Below are 19,391 nucleotides of genomic sequence, written 5' to 3'. Positions count from 1 at the left end.
CCCAAATAAGAATTCCTGCTGAGCTTTTTCGCTTCCCAGAACCTGGTGAAGTCTTATTGGACAGGAGAACCGGCCGTATCGGCTCTTATTTCTCCCGCGTTTCCTCAAAAGTGCTCGTGAACTATGCGCTTCTGTACAGTTTTGTCATGACAAATTCACGGTGGCCGAGCGCTTCTGCCGCCGTATTGCGCCCGTTCGCCGTGCGCACGATCATTTCGATGAGCGCATCACCTGCATCATCAAGCGTCATGTCACGACGAAGAATTCCCGAGACGTCGACATCGATATGTTCGCTCATCGTCCGTACGGTTCTTGGGTTGGCCGAAATCTTTATGACCGGAACAATTGGATTGCCGACCACATTGCCCTGACCCGTTGGGAACGTATGTACCGCATACCCACCAGCCGCCATCAGTGTGACGCATTCCGCCGCCGCTGAGGATGTGTCCATATAGTAGAGGCCGGGGCCGGAAGCTGGAGCTTCAGCAGGCTTCAGTATGTCGATGTAGCGGCTCGTGCGTCCGATCTTCTCAAGGTTGCCGAGTGCCTTCTCTTCAATCGTGCTCAGGCCGCCTTCTATGTTTCCCTTTGTCGGCTGGCTTTCAGACAGGTCATCGACCTTGTTCGCTTCGATGACGTCATCCAGGTAAGCCTTCCACATTTTGTACCAGCGCTCGCCAACCTCCGGATTGATTGCACGGGCTTTGCAGATATGTTCGGCACCTGTGATTTCCGACGTTTCGCCGAAGACACCGTAGATCCCTTCTGGCAGAAGTTTGTCGTACATGTTGCCGACGGTCGGGCAAGAGCCAAGCCCGGTTGTGGTGTCGCTTTCACCACACTTCGTCGACACCCAAAGCTCGGAAATACCGCACTCCTCACGTTGGAGTTCTGTCGCATAGTGGACAAACTCCTTAGCTTGGCGCGACGCGTCCATGATCGTCTTGAAATCACCATTCTGCTCGATGGAGAAGCCCGCTACGGGTTTCCCTGTCTTCGCGATTCCGTCGACGATCCGCTTGGTCCAGCCAGGCTCGATACCAATAACGACACAGGCCGCTACGTTGGGGTTGGAGCCTGTGCCGATCAGAGTGCGGAAATGAAGCTCCAGATCTTCGCCAAACTGAAGCCGTCCGTAAGAATGCGGCAGGGCGAGCGTGCCCTTGACGTTATTGCCGACAGCTTCGCAGGCGGCATTTGAGATATCGTCAACCGGCAGAATCACCACGTGATTACGGACGCCGACGCGGCCGTTGTCACGCCGATAGCCTTTGAACGAAAGATTCGAATATTGCGACGCCATTCCCTTGGTCCTCACCAGCGCTTGGTCTTTAGGTTGTGAACATGAACGTGACCGCCACAGCTGGCGTCTCCGACCATTTTTCCGATGTCCTCGCCGTACTTGATGACGGTGCTGCCAGCTGCGAGATCGTTCAGGGCGACCTTGTGACCGATCGGAATGTCATGAAGCGCGGTAAGATTGAGAGTCGTATTCGTCTCAGTGATTACGCCGAGCATGTCCGTGCCGGCTTTGAGCCCTTCGATGACAACGACGCCAACGTTGTCCTTTGGGCTGTGAACCAGGAAATGGGGAACTTCTGCCACTGTCCGTCCTCTGTTTCGCTATGTGAAATAAATTGCACACACATCGACCTCTTGTATAAGACATAAGACATGAGCGCAACCCGCAAGCCGAATTCGAAAGAAGCTTCCCCATCGGGCGCCGAACTAACGACGGCGCTCGCGGCACAGCCTCTTTACGCTCAGGTAGAGGCGATCTTTGTTGATCGCATTCGAACGGGAGTATGGCGGCCAGGTCAGCTCATTCCGAGCGAGTTCGAACTGGCGCGAGAGATAGGTGTCAGCCAGGGGACCGTGCGTAAGGCGCTCAATGCCTTGGCCGTCGATAATCTCGTAGAGCGCCGTCAGGGCCGCGGAACCTTCGTGGCGGAACACACGCCGGACAAGATGCTCTTCCGCTTCTTCAACCTGTTTGAGGATGGGGGGGGGCATATCGAGCCGGACTCGCAAAACACACGCATGAGTATTGCGCGTGCCAACAAAGAAGAGCGGGAACGGCTAAAGCTCGATGTGGGCGCAGAGGTCATCCGGGTCTCACGCGTGCGTACCCACGCCGGTAAGCCTATGATCTACGAAACGATCGTGTTGCCACGCCAGTTTTTTCCTGGGCTCGTCAAGGAAAAGACCATTCCCAACACGCTCTATGATCACTTCCAAAAAGAATACGGTTTAACAGTTTCTCACGGTGAAGAGCGGATTACGGCCGTCGCTGCGGGGGAGCGAGAAGCGAAGGCGTTAGAAATTGCGCCGGGCCTTCCTTTGATCCGGCTCGATCGTACTATGTACGCTTTGAATGAGGCTCCGATCGAGTGGCGCGTGAGCATTTGTTTGCTTTCGGGCGCGCATTATTTGGTGCGCCTTAGGTAAGACGTCGCAAGCGCCTAAATTGGTATTTTTTCGAAATTGTGCGGGAGGCCATACAAGCGTCCGCATGCGGGAGTCTGTGCAACTTATATGGTTTGATATTGTCCGTGGTTAGAGATGTTTGGCGGTAGATATCACCCGGACTTCTGCTTGGGTGTCAACGATAGGCACCAAAAAGATATCGACATTTTCAAAATTAAATACGTCGGCGAGAAATAGCTCTCGTTTTGAAGTGGGGCTGTGCACCGTACACCTCGAGCCTCAATTGAATCGGATGCAAAAGCCCGCGATTACGGGAGTTTAGCCGGTAATGGTTTTCCTTATGGCCGAACGTTGAGGATGTAGGGAGTATTTCGGTTGCCTAAGCCACAATGAGAGCAGAAAAGCGTAACTACCTATTTTCAATATGCATATTAAGTCATTTTTTATCGTGATTCCTGTAGTGATCAGGAAAGGGAAGGATTGGGGGAGAGTGATGATGAGAAATTTCGCATTTATTCCACTCATGTGCTTGGCTGCATCTTCGTCATTGGCTCAGGAGTTTCCGGGGCGTGTTGAAAGCCTGATTACGCCGGATGTGATCGAAGAGATCAAGGGTTGGTCAAGTCAGCCCATCGTCAAGCTGGCTGTCGAGGCCCAAAATCAGCGCCATGGTGTCTTGACGCAGGATGAGATTGACGAGCTCGATAAAACGTGGCGCGAGGAAGCGCAGGCTGATGATAAGCCGCTGATTTCGGCAACGATCGCGAGTCCGCTTTCGAATTATCTCTTGAAACGCCAAGCTGCATCCGTTGGTCTTTATAAAGAGATCTTCATAATGGATGTGAATGGACTCAATGTAGGCCAAAGCTCCATTACGACCGACTACTGGCAGGGCGATGAGGAGAAGTTTCAAAAAACCTTCGCCATTGGGCCGACAGAAATCTTTATTGACAAGCCGGAGTTCGACGACGGTCTGAAGATCTGGACATCTCAGGTCAGCATGACGCTTGCCGACAAAGACAGTGGTGACGCGTTTGGCGCGATCACCGTGGAAATCAATCTGACGGAGCTTTCACGGCGCCGTACCCCAGCGTTCTGATAGGCAATGCCATGCTCAACAATATCTCAGTAACAAACAAAATGATTGGCGCTTTCGCGGCGCTATCGCTCGTAGCTCTCGGGTCGTTTGCGGTCGTGAAGGTTCAGACCGACGATGTCGATAGCGCGTCGCAAGTAACGTTCGACGTGATCGCGGCACAGTCTAAAATGACGGACCTGCGAGATCGCTCTAACAGGCTGATAGCGGAGCTGCGTCACTTCCTCATTACGGGGAACCGCGAAAAGGTGAAAAACTTCGAGCAGGACGTCAAAAGAGTTTCTGCGGATCTTGAAAGTGTTCGCCGTTTGACATCGACGTTCTTTGCGGGTGTTGGTGCGTCCTTGGACAGGTTTGGCGATGCGTGGAGCACGTGGGTAACGGATGCGGCGAATCCGCAGATCGAAGCCATGCGAGATCCAATGACTGTTGATATGGCGCATACCATCGAACTTCAGGCCCACACGATGGCTAGCTTGGATGAGATTTCGTCTGCCTTGAACGAAGCTGAAATGGCGCTCTCCGTGATGCTAAGAGGCGCATCGAAGGGGGCTGCGACCGCAGCAGAACGCCTGAACTTGGCGGTCGCTGTAGCAGCGTCAGTCATTTTGTTAGGCACCATTCTCTCCGGCGTACTCGTTTACTTGGGCGTCTCCAGGCGTTTGAAAGCTCTAGCGAGCGTGACCGAACGTTTGGCAAAGCATGATATGACTGCTGAGCCGAAGGGTATAACGGATCGCGACGAAATCGGCCGCATGGCTGCCTCGCTCAAGGTCTTTAAGGACGGCATCATCCGGTCTCAGGAACATGAGCGTGAAGCCGCTGCGGAGCGCGAGAAGCTGCAGGTCGAGAACCGTAAGGCGATGATGCATCTTGCCGATGAGTTTGAAACCAAGGTTGGTTCCATCATCGAGTTCGTCGCCAGTGCATCCTCTCAGTTGCAATCGGCGGCAAGTACGATGGCGGCGGCTGCGGAAGAGACAAGCGCTCAATCGTCGTCCGTTGCCGCAGCCTCTGAGCAGGCCTCGGTAAACGTCAGAAGTGTCGCTAGCGTCACGGAAGAGATGGCAGGCGCTGTCCAGGAAATCGGTCGTCAGGCTGATGCGTCGTCTCGCAAGGCAAGCCACGCTGCCAAGGAGATCGACAATACAGTGGAACGCATTACGACATTGTCGCAAGCGGCCCATGAAATCGGTTCCGTCGTGACACTGATCCAGGAAATTGCGCAGCAGACGAACCTGCTCGCACTCAACGCCACGATCGAAGCAGCACGTGCGGGAGAGGCCGGCAAGGGCTTCGCCGTCGTCGCTCAGGAAGTGAAGGCTCTCGCCGAACAGACTGCGAAGGCAACTTCGGATATCTCCACGCAGATCCAAAACATCCAAACGGCAACGGAGGGCTCCACGGTGGCCATCAGTGCCTCGACAAATGCGATTGGCGAATTGAGCGAAATCGCGGCGTCGATTGCTGCTGCGGTCGAGGAGCAGGCTGCAGCGACGTCGGAAATCTCCCGCAACGTCATGCAGGCTGCGGAAGGAACGCGAGAAGTTTCCTCCAGCATTATCGGTGTCAATCAGGCTGCCAATGATTCTTCGTCAGCTGCATCGCAGGTCTTGAGTTCGTCGACCGAACTGTCGCGCCAGGCGGTGCATCTGAAGACGGAAGTCTCGAGTTTCCTCGATACGGTCCGTTCGGCAGCGTAGCTCCCTCGAAGAGATAAAAGGCAGAAGCTATCGGGAGGACCCGGCCATAGGCCCGGGTCCTCTTTTCGTTGGGGAACATTCCAGCCAGACGCCAGACGTGTGCCCTTTCCGCCAGTCTCGAAGCGAGACTCCACATGTTGCGGCCTCGCGCAGATTGACTCTCCTACAGCCAACTGATTTGTTGCCTGCGCTATTGGTGTTCAGCGGGCTGAAGCCCACTGAATGAAAAGGGAACGCGGTCTCGCAAACATTTGCGATAAGCCGCGGCTGCCCCCGCAACTGTAAGCGGCGAGCGTCATCCTCAATCCACTGGGCTCTCCACTGTGTTTGGAGAACTGGGAAGGAAGGACCTGATGCGTCTGAGCTGCAAGCCAGGAGACCTGCCAGTGGCGTGTCGCCCATTCCTCGCGCGGGGCGCGCTTGGGAGCGGATGTCCGTTGTGGCGACCCATGTGAAGAGAAGCACGGGTTGAGCAATGGTTCTGCGGAGCAAGTCCGACTAGCGTGAATCTCGACAATGCGGCGTGAGCTTTGATTGCACCGACGCACGACGAGATATTTGTTGCCGGCCGAGAGCCGGATACCGATGACGTAGTCCACTTTCGATCGCGATTTCATTGATTGGCTCTGCCGCTTTTCGCACCGATCCAATGCGGGAAACGGAGTGGTCACGATGTTGATGAGAAAGAGTTTTAAAGGCGGAACAACAAGCGCCAATACGCTCAAGTGTTCTAGTTGGTTGGCGCTTACGGCGATAGTCGTTTTGCCAGCGTTAGCCAGTGAAGCGGCTCTCGCCCAAGAAGGCGAAATCATGCTGCCCGGAATCGTCATTTTTTCCGCGAACCGTACACCGACTGATGCAGCCGCTGTTGGTTCGTCGGTTTCTCTTATCACGCAGGAGGATCTTGAAAAGCAGTCGCGACCGTTTCTGCAGGACTACCTGGAGACGGTTCCCGGCGTGAATTTCACCCGCAATGGTCCGGCGGGATCCACCACCGGTATAACGATGCGCGGCGCCAATCAGAACTATGTAAAAATTCTGATCGACGGCATGGATATTAGCGACCCCTCCGCACCGCAGACGTCAGCAAGATTCGAGCACCTTCTGGTGGACGATTTTGCACGCATTGAAATCCTGAAAGGTTCGCAAAGCACGCTTTACGGTGGCGATGCCGTAGCTGGTGTCGTGTCCATAGATACGCGGCGCGCGACGAAGCTGGGGTATTCTCAATCGGTTGCGGCTGAATACGGCACCTACAACACTTGGCGCGGCGCGACCACCGCGGGCTATGCGACAGATCGCGGAGATATCTCGTTCAGCCTTTTGGGAATTGATACCGAGGGCTTTTCCGCAGCGGACAATGCGCCGGAGGACGACGGCTACAATAATCTGACATTTTCCGGCCGCGGTGAAATGAAAGTCGCTGACGGCATCACAGTCTTCTTCGCAACGCGCGCCTTTAACGCAGAAGGCGAATACGATGCCTCTGGTCCGGTCGACAGCCCCATCGAGGAAGGTAAGACGTCTCAGTTCGCCGGTCGGGTCGGCACCAACATCGAGCTGTTCGAAGGACGCTTCAAAAATACCTTCGCGCTGCAAGGTATGAAGATCGAACGCGATGATGTGAGCAGCTCGGTGTTTGCCCCGGTGACTTGGTACAATGGTGATCGCGTTAAGGCCGAGTACAACGGCGTCATCAGCTTTAACGAGTCTCTTTCGCTTCTTGCTGGCGCCGACTGGGAGGAAACCGGAGCGGAGTCTTTTAACGCTCCTGGAAAGCGCGACGAGGCCAACATCTTCGGCACCTTCGCCCAGCTGATGGTCGAACCCATCGACAACTTGACGCTCACGTTTGGCGGCCGCATTGATGACCATAGCGAATTCGGCAACTTCAATACACATCGGCTCACGGCCGCTTATCTCTTCACAGAGACCGACACCAAAATTCGTGCCAGCCACTCAACGGGCTTCCGCACGCCCAGCCTTAATGAACTCTACGGTCCATTTGGCGCTAATCCCGATCTAAACCCGGAAGAAAGCGTGAGCTGGGATGCGGGCATCGAGCAGGGCTTTTTCGATGGCCGTGCCACTCTGGGCGTGACCTATTTTGAACTCGATACCGAGAACCTGATTGCCTATACGACCGGATATATGAACGTGCCGGGCGTTACTTATCGCAACGGCGTGGAGATTGCGGCGAGCGCCTTCCTGACAGATCGCGTGGCCATCAGTGCGGCCTATACGTTTACGGAGACGGAGCGGGAGAATGGACTTCCGCTACCGCGTGTGCCACGTCACAATTTTGCATTCGGCATCGATGCGCAGCCGCTGGATAAGCTTAAGCTCAATGTCACAGCGAAATACGTGACGGAGAACGTGGATGAGATCTTCGGATTGGGCATCGTGCCACTCGATGATTACCTGCTGCTGAATGCAAAGGTGTCTTACGAATTCCGGCCTGGCATGGAAGCGTACATCCGCGGCGAAAACCTGCTCGACGAGGACTATCAGACCGCCTATGGCTACGGCACATCCGATCTGGCGATTTATGGCGGCTTGCGCATGGACCTTTGGCCGGACTGAACGCTTGGGGGCAACCATGCGCTTGCGTCAGCTAAGCGCATGGTACGCGGCGCTCGGTGTGCTGCTAGCTCTTTCCTTCCCGCTCCCGGGAATAGCGTCCGCTGAGAGCGATAACCGTGACCCGACGGCACCTCGTCGGGTCATTTCCATGAACCTCTGTACAGACCAGCTCGCGATGATGATCGCGGCGCCGGGACAGCTCTACTCAGTATCGAATTTGGCCTCCGATCCCAGCATGTCGATGATGGCCAAGCAGGCGCGCGCCTACAAGCCTAACCATGGCCTGGCTGAAGAAGTCTTCTTGATGCGGCCCGATCTCATACTCGTTGGTGCCATGACGACACGAACCACAGTGGCGATGCTGGAGCGGCTGGGTTTCCCAGTTGTCGAGTTTCCCTTCGAAAATTCGTTTTCCGACATGCGTGCCAATATCAAACGAATGGGCGATGCTTTGCATCGTCCCGAACGAGCGCGCGAGTTGCTCGCCCGGTTTGATGCCGATCTCGCCCAGCTTCGAAAGCGTCCGGGACCCCGCCGAACGGCGGCGCTGTTCCACGCCAATAGCTATACATCTGGCGTGGGTACGCTAGCCAATGAGGTCCTGAAAGCCGCGGGCCTGGATAACATAGCCGTCCAATTCGGCTTAAGCGGCACCGCTAAGTTGCCCTTGGAGAAGCTCGTCATGGCTGCACCTGATTTGGTCGTGACCGATACCACTTGGGAAGGAGCGCCAGCCCTCGCGCAGCAGGTATTTGCCCACCCGGCTCTGCGTGCTCTCGAAGCGACCTCGGCCAAAGCGATGTCCGCAACCAACAGATGGATCTGCGCCACACCGCATTTGATTGATCTGATCCGTGATCTTTCCGCTGCCCGTGCCGCCGTCACCACGATTCATGATCGGAGTGCGACGAGGCAATGACCGTGCCGATGCCCTACCCAGCCCTCATCGCGATACTCTCTGCACTCGTAATCCTCCTGTTCGGAGTATCGTTGTTGACCGGCCCAGCCGCCATTGGCTTTACCGATAGCCTCGTAGCGCTGGTTTCGGGAAGCTCTACCGACGCAGTGACACTTGTCATGCGCGAGATTCGCCTCCCACGCGCCATATTGGGGGTGATGGTTGGTGCGAGTCTGGGGCTGACGGGAGCCGCGCTTCAGGGCTATCTGCGGAACCCGCTCGCAGAGCCGGGTCTGTTAGGTATCAGTGCGTCCGCCTCCCTCGGTGCCGTCTTGGCGATCTACACCGGTCTTGTAATTGTTCTGCCGCTCTCTTTGCCGGTGCTTGCGCTATCAGCCGCCATCGTGGCCGTCTTGGTTGTGCGCTTGTTGGCAGGAGGAAGGAGCGACGCCGCAAGCTTAATCCTCGCAGGTGTAGCGGTCACAAGTTTTGCTGGTGCGATGACGGCGCTCGCACTCAATTTGTCACCGAATCCGTTCGCGGCACTTGAGATTGTATATTGGATGCTTGGCTCCCTGGCGGATCGCTCGATGAGCCACGTGTGGCTTGCCGGACCGTTCATGCTTGTCGGCTGGGGCATGATCGCCATCCTAGGTCGGTCCCTCGATGCTCTGACCCTTGGCGAAGCGACAGCGAAAAGTCTCGGGATACGTCTTGATCGCGTTCAAGCGTTGGTGGTGTTCGGTACGGCTATTAGCGTGGGCGCTGCCACTTCTGTTTCCGGCGCGATCGGTTTTGTTGGCCTTGTGGTCCCCCATCTCATGCGGCCGTTGGTCGGTTCCCGGCCAAGCCGTTTGCTCTTGACTAGCGCGTTGTCTGGCGCGGCCTTGCTGCTCACCGCAGACATCGCCGTCCGCCTCATAGCTCCTGATAGCGATCTCAAGCTTGGCGTATTGACCGCACTTGTCGGCGCACCGTTCTTCCTTTGGTTGATCATCAAGACACGGCGGACCCTATTATGAGCCGTCTCTCCCTAGACAATGTCACCGTCACGCTCGGTGACCGCAAAGTGCTTGATCGCGTTTCGCTCAACATGGAGGGTGGTGAATTCGTTGGCCTGCTCGGCCCTAACGGTGCGGGTAAATCGACACTTCTGCGCACGATCACGCAAGAGATTCCTTATGAGGGGAGGATCACGCTAGACGGCAAGCCGCTCGCCGATCTAGGCGCAGAAGGCCGCGCGCGCAGTCTCGCCTATCTCCCGCAGATCCGTGATATTGCCTGGCCGGTGTCAGTCACGGAGATCGTTGCTCTGGGCCGCCTTCCCCATTGCCGGCCCTTCGCGAAAATGACGATGGCCGACGGTGCAATTGTTGCTGACGCCATGGAGCGCATGGATATTACGGCACTTGCCCATCGCCGCGCCACAGAGCTGTCAGGCGGCGAGATGGCACGTGTGCTCATGGCACGCGTGTTGGCTCAAGAGACACCGATCATCATCGCTGACGAGCCGGCAGCAGGTCTTGATCCCGCACATCAGATTGCCTTGGTAGAGACGTTTGCGGCGATTGCGAAGAGTGGACGGACTGTCATCGCGTCCCTCCATGAACTCCCTCTGGCGGCGCGCTGGTGCCAACGCATCATCCTCATTTCACAGGGCAAGATCGTCGCGGACGGGCCGGCGTCTAAGGTTGTGACCACAGAAAATTTATCTTGCGTCTATGGGGTTGAGGCTATGCTAATGGAAGACGCGCAAGGTTTGATCGTAGCCCCTATCCGACTGACTCCCAGGACGTCCTAAGCCGTTACCATCTGAAAACCTATCCTTGCTGAATGGAACCGTTCGCTCCGTTGTATGGTTGTCGTCAGGGTTATTTTTGCTCAGGGTCACATCAATCCTCTGGATTGGCGCAATTTCCGCAAAAGTTAAACTCCACCTCAAAGGAGGGGACCCATGGCCATCACATTCAACGTCAATGGAGAACCGCGGGAGGTCGATGTCGACCCTAATACGCCGTTATTGTGGGTCCTGCGCGACGAACTCGGACTGACGGGCACCAAATTCGGCTGTGGCGTGGCTCAATGCGGAGCGTGCACCGTATTCGTTGATGGTATGCCGCAGCGTTCGTGCGTCACGCCCGTCGAACTGATCAACGGCAGCGATATAACCACGATTGAAGGTGTCGAAGGCCCGGAAGCAAGCGCCATTCAGAAGGCCTGGGTGGAAATCGACGTCCCTCAGTGCGGATACTGTCAATCCGGACAGATCATGTCCGCAGTCGCCTTGCTTCGAGACATTTCCGATCCCACTGATGAAGACATAGACGGCGCCATGACGGGAAACATCTGCCGATGCGCCACATACGTACGCATTCGCCAGGCGATCAAGAACGCTGCGGCTGAACTCAAAGGCTGAGGAGGGCGTAGAATATGTTGAAATCCGTGATCGAGGCCGATCGCCGAACAGTTTTGCGTGGGGCCGCCGCAACTGGCGCCGGTTTGGTTTTAGCAATGGTCCTGCCGATGCGTGCGCGCGCCCAATCGGGGGCTGCTGCCGTCATCAAAGGAGGCGCTACAGATACTGCATTCGCACCAAATGCGTTCGTGCGCGTCGCACCCGATAGCACCGTGACCGTTCTCGTCAAACATATAGAATTCGGCCAAGGTCCCCTGACGGGATTGACGACATTGGTTGCTGAAGAGATGGATGCCGACTGGTCGCAAATGCGCGGAGAGCTGGCTCCTGCGAATACGGCACTTTACAAAAATCTCGCTTTTGGCATTCAAGGCACGGGCGGTTCGACCGCCATGGCCAATTCCTACGAGCAAATGCGCAAGGCCGGCGCCGCCGCCCGCGCGATGCTTGTCGCGGCCGCCGCTGAAACCTGGCAGGTCCCTGCGGAAGAGATCACCATCGAAGCCGGCATCATCTCCCACAAGGTATCAAACAAGACAGGAAAGTTCGGAGACTTCGCGGACGCCGCGTCCAAACGGTCGCCCCCGGCTGAACCTAGCCTGAAATCGCCCTCTGACTTCAAACTCATTGGCACGGATCGGCCGAAGCTCGACACACAGGACAAAGCAACGGGTAAAGCGGTATTCACGATGGACGCCACGCGCCCTGATATGCTGACGGTCGTCATTGCGCGGCCACCGCTGTTCGGCGCCAAGGTGAAGTCGGTGGACGATACGGATGCCCGCAAGATCAAGGGCGTGGTTGACGTCAAGAAGATCCCGCAAGGCGTCGCAGTTTATGCAAAAGGCTTTTGGCCCGCAAAAACCGCGCGAGATGTGTTGAAGATCGAGTGGGACGAGACGGGGGCCGAGACTCGATCTACCGATGAGATCGTTGCCGACTATAAGAAGAAGGCCGCGACGGTCGGGCGCGTCGTGAGAAAAGAAGGTGATGCGGAAAAGGCGTTACCTGAAAATGCTAAGACGCTTCAAGCGGAGTACGTCTTTCCCTTCCTCTCACAAGCTCCAATGGAACCCCTCGATTTTTTAATCGAGGCGGATGCGTCGGGTGGTGAGGCGTGGGCCGGCACTCAGATGCAAACCGTCGATCAGGCGGTAGCGGCTCAGATCCTCGGTTGTCGCCCAGAGGAACTGAAGCTGAACACGATGATGGCGGGTGGAAGTTTTGGTCGCCGCGCAACACCGAATGCGGATGTGGCTTCGGAAGCGGCGGAAGCGGCGAAGGCGCTGGGCAGAAAAAAGCCTATAAAACTCGTCTTTACACGCGAGGATGATCTCCACGCCGGATACTACCGTCCGCTCTACGTTCACCGATTGAAGGGCGCGGTCGACCAAGCCGGGAACATCGCACTTTGGGACCAAGTGATCGTCGGCCAATCGATCATCGAAGGTACGCCGTTCGCCGCGCAGATGAAGGATGGCATCGATCCAACAGTCGCCGAAGGTTCCGAAGATATACCATATCAAATCGGCAATCTTCGCATCAGTACGCACCAGACTAAACTCGCTATCCCGCCGCTTTGGTGGCGCTCCGTTGGTCACACACACAATGCCTACGTCGTCGAGACATTCCTCGATGAACTCTTGGCGATGGCCAATAAAGATCCCGTCGAAGGCCGTCTGGAGCTTATTGGGGAGAAAAATCCCCGTCATGCTGGCGTGCTGCGGGCTGTCGCCGAACTGGCCGGGTGGGGAGCCGCGGTCCCTGAAGGCAGGGCACGCGGCGTTGCCTTGCACAAGTCTTTCAACACATATGTCGCTCAGGTCGCCGAAGTCTCGGTTGGAAAGGACAAGCTTCCACGTGTTCACAAAGTTTGGTGCGCCGTTGATTGCGGTGTTGCCGTCAATCCCAATGTGATCCGTGCGCAGATGGAAGGGGGCATCGGGTACGGTCTGGGGCATACACTCTACGCCGAGATCACCTTGGACAAAGGGCGTGTCGTTCAGACCAACTTCGACACCTATCGCTCTCTGCGCATCAACGAGATGCCGGACGTCGAGGTCACCATCATCAAGTCAGATGAAGCTCCGACAGGGGTGGGTGAGCCGGGAACGCCGCCCATTTCTCCGGCCGTCGCTAACGCGTGGCGAAAACTCACCGGCACACCTGTGAGACATTTGCCGTTTACCCGCCATGTGCAGTCATAAGCGACAGGAGAATGTCTGACATGCGTCCGTTTACTGTTCCGACGCTTTGCGGATTATTCGCGACAGCAATGCTGGCCGCCGGCGCAAGCGCCGCTGAGCTCAAAGACAAAGCCACATTCGAGGCCATTCCCAATGCTAAGGAACGGGCCGTGGCGATATTTGAGGAAATGGGCAAGGTCCTGCAGCATCCTCGTTGCGTGAATTGCCATCCGGTTGGCGACAGTCCTCTCCAAGGCGAAGCCATGAAAGTGCACGAACCGCCCGTACAACGCGGCGAAGCTAACTTTGGCGTTACAGGCATGTACTGCACGGTCTGCCACATGTCGCGAAATGTCGAACCTGCGGGTGTGCCGGGTGATCCGGCGTGGCATCTCGCGCCCAAGAGCATGGCCTGGGAAGGCAAGACGCTGGGTGAGATCTGCCATCAAATCAAAGATCCGGAACAGAACGGCGGGAAGGATCTAAAGGCCCTCCACAAGCATATGGCGGAAGACAGCCTCGTCGGCTGGGGTTGGCACCCTGGAGGTGACCGCGCTCCGGTTCCGGGCACACAAAAACAGTTCGGCGAACTGGTCGCACTCTGGATCGAGGCTGGAGCTGAGTGCCCTTCTTCCTAACGGGGCGGCGATGGATGTGTTCAACTGATCCTTGCTCTGACAGCGATTTCGACGAGTTTTGCCATTTAGTCCGGCGTCACGTCCAACTCCATGGATGAGGCTACGCCGTGTTCTCCTGGTCTGACATAGCTTAATATCCCCATTCCCTGTCATGCTGGCTCGCTTCGAGCCATCCCGATACACTGTGAGGCAGGGGCCGTTTCGGCTGCTTGTCGGCAATGTAAAGTTCTGGAGATCAGCTGCCTGAAACCCGCCGTTGGTCAGGCCCGCTTGAACAGACAAAGGGGACGGCTCTCTTGGTAATCGCTCTCGTACTTATCGCTGGTGTTTTCGCGCTTGCCTATCTGCCGCAGCTGTGGGTGCAAAGGGTGATCGAAGCCCATTCCGATGAGCGGTCCGATTTTCCCGGCACAGGAGGTGAATTTGCACGCCATCTGCTCGATGAGATGAATCTCACGCATGTTAAGGTGGAGCCGACGAACCATGGCGACCACTACGATCCCGCCACGAAAACTGTAAGACTTGTGGCCCAGCATCTGAACGGACGCTCGCTTTCAGCTGTGGTCATCGCCGCTCATGAGGTTGGCCACGCGATGCAGGATGCCACCGGATATGCCCCGTTAGCTGCGCGCACACGGATGGCCCGTCAGGCGCAAGCCGTCGAACGGATCGGCTCCATCGTTATGCTGGCCGCGCCTGTTGTTATGATTCTGACAAAGGCGCCGTTTCTTTTGCTGATGCAGATGGTGGCGGGCGTGCTCATCCTCGGAAGCACAATTCTCATGCACGCCGTAACGCTGCCGGTGGAGTTCGACGCTAGTTTCTCTCGCGCGTTGCCGCTCCTGAAAGCCGGACATTACGTTCGCGAGGAAGATTTAGGCTCCGCGCGTAAAATCCTAAGGGCCGCCGCCTTCACCTATGTCGCAGCGGCAGCCATGAGTGTCCTTGATGTGATGCGATGGTTCCGCGTCCTGAGGTTCTGACGCAGTTACTGCGCTGGCCTCAATTCAAGTGCGGCTATACCCGCTGCGATGTTGAGCCCTTGTTGGGCTTGCACGCTGAGCGGTTGCAGCACGATCGACTGAGACGAACCACCGATGAGCGCATTGGCACCGACGCCGACACCCACGGTCGCTACTCCCGAGACGCCACCATAATTTCCTGACAGTGCGCCCCGATTGACCTTGCTGGTTGGGGCGAGTACGGCCCAGGCAATAGTGCTCTGCGTGGTCGATCCGATATCAATCCCGTATTTTGAGATCTTGCCGATGTAACGTTCGTCGGCGCCGGGACGTTGGAATCTGCAGTCGAGACGTTTCGTCGATCCGAAGATGAAACCAGATCCGCCGGAGACATGACAATTCAGCACTCCTACCTCGACCTTTGCGGGCTGCGCCGAAACAGGGATTGCGATGGCACTGCAAATGAGCGCTGCCACCCCACATGCCGTCAGGTTCCTCAGGTCATGGGCGATACGGTAAATCGTCGACGTGGCAGGCATGCTGTCCTCCCGGTTGGGCTATCGAGCGGTCGCGCCGGTTGGCGCAAACCCACTGTGGTGCTCTTCGTCATTTGCGGCCTAACTAAGGCTGGTTGACGGCAGCAGCTCTAATCCTTGTGCCGGTGCGAAAAGACAGAGCGAGAGATTAGTCGGCGCGCTTCAGCATAACGCTGACCGTAACCGGGATATCGAGCGACACCCAGGCCCCATCGGCGTCCGATCCCTTGCCGATCCCGAAATCGAGCCGTTTCAGTGACGCAGTGCCCTCAAGGCGGGCGTCCTGTCCTTGATCGATAAAGTTGAAAGTCAAGGTGACCGGGACGTCGACGCCCCGGATGGAGAGCAAGCCTTCTGCGTTGAACGAGCGTCCATCCGCCGCTTGCGAAATATCGGTGGTCACGAATTTCGCCTGCGCTATCTGGGAGACATTAAACCAGTCCGTCGTCGGCAAGGTTTTGTCGTAAGTGGCGTCTCCAGTGATAGCAGAAGCCAGATCCACGGTGACCTCGGCCCGCGAGGATGCGAGGTCTGAAGGGTCAAAGGAGATATCAGCCTCCCATGATTGGAACGTTCCGGTAAACGGACGCCCGGCGTGCGTGCCTGCAAAACCGATGGTGCTTTGATCGTCGATGACGTCCCAGTTTTGTGCAGCGAAAGAGGGCGCTGCCGGAAATTGCGCTGCGGCGACAGCAACGACGCACGCCGCAAGCGCGCGTGCTGTGCGTTTGAAAATGTTCATTGAGTTTCCTCGTTTGGAACGCGGCGCGCCGGCAAAAAGGGCAGCATTCGCGTCAGCACGTGATCGCGGTCCACAAAGTGGTGTTTCAAAGCCGCCAACACGTGCAGGACGAGAAGCGCTATCATAAGATAGCCACCGATGCTGTGCGCTCTTTTGAGAGCTGTTTCCACCGGCGCCTTGTTTTCAAGCTCGGCAAACATCGGCATATGCGGCCATTCGAATAAGCCAAACACGATGGTTGGGAGGCCAAAGACACTCGCCGACACCATGGCCCATCCGAGCAGCGGCATGCCGATCATAAGAACGTAAAACACGACATGGGTCGTATGCGCTGCGAGCCGTTCAAGCCGTCCCATTTCAGCGGGAAGTCCCGGGGGCGGATTTATCAAACGCCATGCGAGACGAGCGAAACTAAGCACCAGAACAGTCAGGCCGAGCGACTTGTGCCATTGATAAACAGCAAAAGCGTCGGCCCGAGTATCCGGCACCTCGATAGCGTCCGTCATCCACAGACCGCTGATCAATAGGAGCAAAATCGCAGTGGCAATCGCCCAATGTAAGGCTATGGCCGCTGCACTATATCGCTGCCGCCCGGGATCGCGCATACCGGCACCCATCGCGTTCCTCGCTTTATTCAGTCTGGAACTCGGTTTCGATCAGCAACTGAACCTCGTCCCCGACCAGAGGGATGTACTTGAGCATGCCGAAATCGGAACGCTTGACCATGCCAGTCGCGGAAAAGCCGATCGCGGGCTTTTTCGTCATGGGATGTTCGATGGCGGCGTTGAGCAAGACATCCAGAACGACGGGCTTCGTTATGCCGAGCATTGTGAGATCGCCGGTCACCTTTGCAGTTGTATCGCTGGTCATCTCGACGCCGGTGGAGTTGAAAGTGATTGAATCGTACTCGCCGGCGTTGAACCAATCCGCGCTCATCGACAATTCGGTGTCGAAATCCTTCTTGTCTGGGAAAGGATAGTCGGTCTTGATCGATTTTGGGTCGATGCTCACGCTGATTTTCGACTTCGATTTGTCGTCGGGGTTGTACTCAAGGGTGGCGTCAATTTTCGTAAACCGCGCCGTATAGTTTGAAAGCCCCATATGTTTGACCTTCCACGTGACACTGGCGTGGGTGGGGTCGAGCTTGTACGTTGCTGCTGGAACTTGAGCGTGCGCCGGCGCAATAAGAGCCACGAAGGCAAGCGAGAGAGCTGCTGCGGTGAGCGCGGACTTGATCATCTGACCTCCAGAAGGGGGATTAGTTCGACAAATCGGACGTAGTGAACATGATTTAGAATTGCGGCGGGCAACGTCCAGATCGGCCACAATCACGCATTGTTGAGGCGGAAAAGGAGCGGCAAAACGTCAACCGCGGGCTCGGGCGAGCCCCTCGGCCGAGTGCCGAGGTGTCACGCTGTATCGGCGGGGCATTTGCGTTACAGCCATGTCCAGCCGCGAGCTCAGGATTCCGCAAGAACATGAGCGGTGAGGCAAGCACCAGCCTGCCGCGCCAGACAAGTTGATCCAAGGTACATTTTTATGACAACGAACGAGGCGCCTGCCGCTAAAACTGTCGCGATGCCTGAAAAGCTCGCAAACCCACCGAAGGTTGGTTTTGTGTCGTTGGGCTGCCCGAAGGCTCTCGTCGACTCAGAGCGTATCATCACGAAACTGCGGTCTGAGGGATATGCCATCGCGCCAAATTATGAAGGGGCCGATGCAGTGGTGGTCAACACCTGCGGGTTCCTTGACTCAGCTAAGGCTGAAAGCCTCGAGGCCATCGGTGAAGCCTTAAATGAAAATGGCCGCGTCATCGTAACAGGCTGCCTTGGGAACGATGCGGATCGCATTCGCTCAGAGTACCCCGATGTCCTCGCAATCACCGGCCCTCACCAATACGAAGCTGTCGTTTCTGCTGTGCACGAGGCGGTGCCGCCACTGCATGATCCCTACCTGGATCTTGTGCCGCCTGAGGGATTGCGCCTGACGCCGCGCCACTATGCTTATTTGAAGATTTCCGAGGGCTGCAACAACCGCTGTACGTTCTGCATCATTCCCGGCATTCGAGGCGATCTAAAGAGTAGACCCGCATCACATGTGCTGACCGAAGCCGAGCGTCTCGTTGCCGCTGGGGTTAAGGAGATCCTGGTAATCAGCCAGGACACCTCAGCCTATGGTCTGGACATCAAGTATGCTGAAAGCAATTTGAGAGGCAGGCCTGTCAAGGCGCGTTTTTATGATCTTTGCGCTGAACTGGGAAAATTGGGAGCCTGGGTCCGGCTGCACTACGTCTATCCCTATCCGCATGTCGACGAGGTAATCCCGATGATGGCGGACGGCTTGATTCTTCCGTATCTCGACATCCCTTTCCAGCATGCCTCCCCATCGGTGCTCAAGGCCATGCGCCGTCCTGCACATCAAGAGAAAACGCTCGAGCGTATCGCGCGCTGGCGAGATATGTGCCCAGATCTAGCACTACGCTCGACGTTCATTGTCGGCTTCCCCGGTGAAACGGAAGAAGATTTTTCGCTCCTGCTCGATTGGGTCCGTGAAGCACGCCTCGCGCGTGCAGGATGCTTCCGGTATGAGCCTGTCGCCGGAGCCATCGCCAATGATCTGCCTGGTGCTGTGCCGGATGAAGTCAAGGAAGAACGTTGGCACCGCTTTATGGCGGTCCAGCAGGAAGTATCCCGAAAACTTTTGGCAAAGAAGGTCGGCAAAGAGATCGAAGTCCTGATCGATGAAGTGGACGAGGAAGGCGCGCTGGGCCGATCGAAGTGGGATGCGCCAGAAATCGACGGAAGTGTTTTTCTCAACGGTGATACGGATGTAGCTGCCGGCGATATCGTAACCGCGCGTGTTGCTCATGCCGACGAGTACGATTTGTGGGCGGAACGTACCCCCTGACTGCGGCCCCGCTATCCGGTAAAGAGCCAAGAGTGCTTTTGACCTCTTCGCTACGCGTCGAGAGTATTTTTTTAACCTCAGCCACAATAATGCGCGAGACACGCCCAATACTGGGCTAAGCGCAGTCCGATTTGCGTCGAACGCTACGGATTGACGAGATCTTGCCATGGTTGGAAGAGGCCACGCGGCCGGTTTGCCGGGCAGCGTATTATCGGGGGAACGAGCTTGCCAACCCTTGAGTGTATGCTTAGCAGTGTAGATCGCGCGGGATGGCGTTGGCCTGTGCCGCACGTGGCC

18 protein-coding genes and 1 riboswitch are annotated in these 19,391 nt (G+C 56.6%); of the genes, 12 read left to right on the top strand and 6 right to left on the bottom strand.

The genetic code is table 11. The features are described from left to right. Positions 1–121: 121 nt before the first annotated feature. Both BLS30_RS01800 and BLS30_RS01795 read right to left on the bottom strand, forming a co-directional pair. On the bottom strand, positions 122–1,303 hold the full coding sequence (locus BLS30_RS01800) for a UxaA family hydrolase (protein ID WP_046478010.1): 1,182 nt from the start codon (positions 1,301–1,303) through the stop codon (positions 122–124). Between the two features lie 11 nt (positions 1,304–1,314). Further along, the gene (locus BLS30_RS01795) at positions 1,315–1,605 is read right to left on the bottom strand and encodes a UxaA family hydrolase (RefSeq protein ID WP_046478011.1); all 291 of its coding nucleotides are present in this window, start codon (positions 1,603–1,605) and stop codon (positions 1,315–1,317) included. 69 nt (positions 1,606–1,674) lie between these two features. Between BLS30_RS01795 and BLS30_RS01790 the strand changes: the two genes are divergently transcribed. The 11 genes from BLS30_RS01790 (at position 1,675) to BLS30_RS01740 (ending at position 14,930) form a co-directional block, all read left to right on the top strand. Continuing rightward, positions 1,675–2,448, top strand: a complete 774-nt coding sequence (locus tag BLS30_RS01790) for a GntR family transcriptional regulator (RefSeq protein WP_046478012.1) — start codon at positions 1,675–1,677, stop codon at positions 2,446–2,448. A gap of 472 nt (positions 2,449–2,920) precedes the next feature. Beyond that, the gene (locus BLS30_RS01785; RefSeq protein ID WP_210183985.1) at positions 2,921–3,526 is read left to right on the top strand and encodes a hypothetical protein; all 606 of its coding nucleotides are present in this window, start codon (positions 2,921–2,923) and stop codon (positions 3,524–3,526) included. 11 nt (positions 3,527–3,537) lie between these two features. After that, positions 3,538–5,226: a methyl-accepting chemotaxis protein gene (locus tag BLS30_RS01780; protein ID WP_090226182.1), complete on the top strand. Its 1,689-nt coding sequence runs from the start codon at positions 3,538–3,540 to the stop codon at positions 5,224–5,226. A 177-nt stretch (positions 5,227–5,403) separates the two neighbouring features. Continuing rightward, positions 5,404–5,628, top strand: a riboswitch (cobalamin riboswitch). A gap of 408 nt (positions 5,629–6,036) precedes the next feature. After that, positions 6,037–7,809, top strand: coding sequence for a TonB-dependent receptor plug domain-containing protein (locus BLS30_RS01775; protein ID WP_244512341.1), 1,773 nt, complete (start codon positions 6,037–6,039; stop codon positions 7,807–7,809). Positions 7,810–7,825: 16 nt separating this feature from the next. Continuing rightward, on the top strand, positions 7,826–8,728 hold the full coding sequence (locus BLS30_RS01770) for an ABC transporter substrate-binding protein (RefSeq protein ID WP_046480165.1): 903 nt from the start codon (positions 7,826–7,828) through the stop codon (positions 8,726–8,728). Further along, on the top strand, positions 8,725–9,729 hold the full coding sequence (locus BLS30_RS01765; protein ID WP_046478014.1) for a FecCD family ABC transporter permease: 1,005 nt from the start codon (positions 8,725–8,727) through the stop codon (positions 9,727–9,729). Before BLS30_RS01770 ends, BLS30_RS01765 begins: the two co-directional genes overlap by 4 nt. Further along, positions 9,726–10,508 (top strand): ABC transporter ATP-binding protein, encoded by a 783-nt coding sequence (locus BLS30_RS01760; RefSeq protein ID WP_090226176.1) that lies wholly within the window; start codon positions 9,726–9,728, stop codon positions 10,506–10,508. The genes BLS30_RS01765 and BLS30_RS01760 overlap by 4 nt, the downstream gene beginning before the upstream one ends. 153 nt (positions 10,509–10,661) lie before the next feature. After that, complete coding sequence (locus BLS30_RS01755; protein ID WP_046478016.1) at positions 10,662–11,123, top strand: (2Fe-2S)-binding protein; 462 nt, start codon at positions 10,662–10,664, stop codon at positions 11,121–11,123. A 14-nt stretch (positions 11,124–11,137) separates the two neighbouring features. Further along, positions 11,138–13,330, top strand: coding sequence for a xanthine dehydrogenase family protein molybdopterin-binding subunit (locus tag BLS30_RS01750; RefSeq protein WP_046478017.1), 2,193 nt, complete (start codon positions 11,138–11,140; stop codon positions 13,328–13,330). Positions 13,331–13,350: 20 nt separating this feature from the next. Continuing rightward, positions 13,351–13,947, top strand: a complete 597-nt coding sequence (locus tag BLS30_RS01745; protein WP_090226173.1) for an Isoquinoline 1-oxidoreductase subunit — start codon at positions 13,351–13,353, stop codon at positions 13,945–13,947. A gap of 296 nt (positions 13,948–14,243) precedes the next feature. Further along, positions 14,244–14,930 carry a zinc metallopeptidase gene (locus tag BLS30_RS01740; protein ID WP_210183983.1) on the top strand — a complete coding sequence of 229 codons (687 nt, stop codon included), beginning with the start codon at positions 14,244–14,246 and terminating at the stop codon, positions 14,928–14,930. Between the two features lie 5 nt (positions 14,931–14,935). On the opposite strand, the gene BLS30_RS01735 is transcribed toward BLS30_RS01740, so the two are convergent. From BLS30_RS01735 to BLS30_RS01720, 4 genes are all read right to left on the bottom strand, one after another. Then, a complete protein-coding gene (locus BLS30_RS01735) occupies positions 14,936–15,448 on the bottom strand; it encodes a DUF992 domain-containing protein (protein WP_090226171.1) in 513 nt (170 codons plus the stop codon). A gap of 145 nt (positions 15,449–15,593) precedes the next feature. Continuing rightward, on the bottom strand, positions 15,594–16,187 hold the full coding sequence (locus BLS30_RS01730; RefSeq protein WP_046478020.1) for a YceI family protein: 594 nt from the start codon (positions 16,185–16,187) through the stop codon (positions 15,594–15,596). After that, positions 16,184–16,792 carry a cytochrome b gene (locus BLS30_RS01725; RefSeq protein WP_170832417.1) on the bottom strand — a complete coding sequence of 203 codons (609 nt, stop codon included), beginning with the start codon at positions 16,790–16,792 and terminating at the stop codon, positions 16,184–16,186. The genes BLS30_RS01730 and BLS30_RS01725 overlap by 4 nt, the downstream gene beginning before the upstream one ends. 25 nt (positions 16,793–16,817) lie before the next feature. Further along, on the bottom strand, positions 16,818–17,426 hold the full coding sequence (locus BLS30_RS01720; protein WP_090226166.1) for a YceI family protein: 609 nt from the start codon (positions 17,424–17,426) through the stop codon (positions 16,818–16,820). A gap of 339 nt (positions 17,427–17,765) precedes the next feature. Between BLS30_RS01720 and rimO the strand changes: the two genes are divergently transcribed. Next, complete coding sequence (rimO, locus tag BLS30_RS01715; protein ID WP_046480167.1) at positions 17,766–19,094, top strand: 30S ribosomal protein S12 methylthiotransferase RimO; 1,329 nt, start codon at positions 17,766–17,768, stop codon at positions 19,092–19,094. Positions 19,095–19,391 lie beyond the last annotated feature (297 nt).

This window comes from Filomicrobium insigne (assembly GCF_900104305.1).
In the GTDB taxonomy this organism is placed as follows: domain Bacteria; phylum Pseudomonadota; class Alphaproteobacteria; order Rhizobiales; family Hyphomicrobiaceae; genus Filomicrobium; species Filomicrobium insigne.
The sequence above is the reverse complement of the archived record's forward strand: the minus strand, read 5'-3'. Positions and strand labels throughout refer to the sequence as shown.

Bases quoted from the DNA above. Each gene is read 5' to 3' on its own strand.
- BLS30_RS01800 (WP_046478010.1), bottom strand. From the start codon at position 1,303: ATGGCGTCGCAATATTCGAATCTTTCGTTCAAAGGCTATCGGCGTGAC.
- BLS30_RS01790 (WP_046478012.1), top strand. From the start codon at position 1,675: ATGAGCGCAACCCGCAAGCCGAATTCGAAAGAAGCTTCCCCATCGGGC.
- BLS30_RS01785 (WP_210183985.1), top strand. From the start codon at position 2,921: ATGATGAGAAATTTCGCATTTATTCCACTCATGTGCTTGGCTGCATCT.
- BLS30_RS01780 (WP_090226182.1), top strand. From the start codon at position 3,538: ATGCTCAACAATATCTCAGTAACAAACAAAATGATTGGCGCTTTCGCG.
- BLS30_RS01775 (WP_244512341.1), top strand. From the start codon at position 6,037: ATGCTGCCCGGAATCGTCATTTTTTCCGCGAACCGTACACCGACTGAT.
- BLS30_RS01770 (WP_046480165.1), top strand. From the start codon at position 7,826: ATGCGCTTGCGTCAGCTAAGCGCATGGTACGCGGCGCTCGGTGTGCTG.
- BLS30_RS01765 (WP_046478014.1), top strand. From the start codon at position 8,725: ATGACCGTGCCGATGCCCTACCCAGCCCTCATCGCGATACTCTCTGCA.
- BLS30_RS01760 (WP_090226176.1), top strand. From the start codon at position 9,726: ATGAGCCGTCTCTCCCTAGACAATGTCACCGTCACGCTCGGTGACCGC.
- BLS30_RS01755 (WP_046478016.1), top strand. From the start codon at position 10,662: ATGGCCATCACATTCAACGTCAATGGAGAACCGCGGGAGGTCGATGTC.
- BLS30_RS01750 (WP_046478017.1), top strand. From the start codon at position 11,138: ATGTTGAAATCCGTGATCGAGGCCGATCGCCGAACAGTTTTGCGTGGG.
- BLS30_RS01745 (WP_090226173.1), top strand. From the start codon at position 13,351: ATGCGTCCGTTTACTGTTCCGACGCTTTGCGGATTATTCGCGACAGCA.
- BLS30_RS01735 (WP_090226171.1), bottom strand. From the start codon at position 15,448: ATGCCTGCCACGTCGACGATTTACCGTATCGCCCATGACCTGAGGAAC.
- BLS30_RS01730 (WP_046478020.1), bottom strand. From the start codon at position 16,187: ATGAACATTTTCAAACGCACAGCACGCGCGCTTGCGGCGTGCGTCGTT.
- BLS30_RS01725 (WP_170832417.1), bottom strand. From the start codon at position 16,792: ATGCGCGATCCCGGGCGGCAGCGATATAGTGCAGCGGCCATAGCCTTA.
- BLS30_RS01720 (WP_090226166.1), bottom strand. From the start codon at position 17,426: ATGATCAAGTCCGCGCTCACCGCAGCAGCTCTCTCGCTTGCCTTCGTG.
- rimO (WP_046480167.1), top strand. From the start codon at position 17,766: ATGCCTGAAAAGCTCGCAAACCCACCGAAGGTTGGTTTTGTGTCGTTG.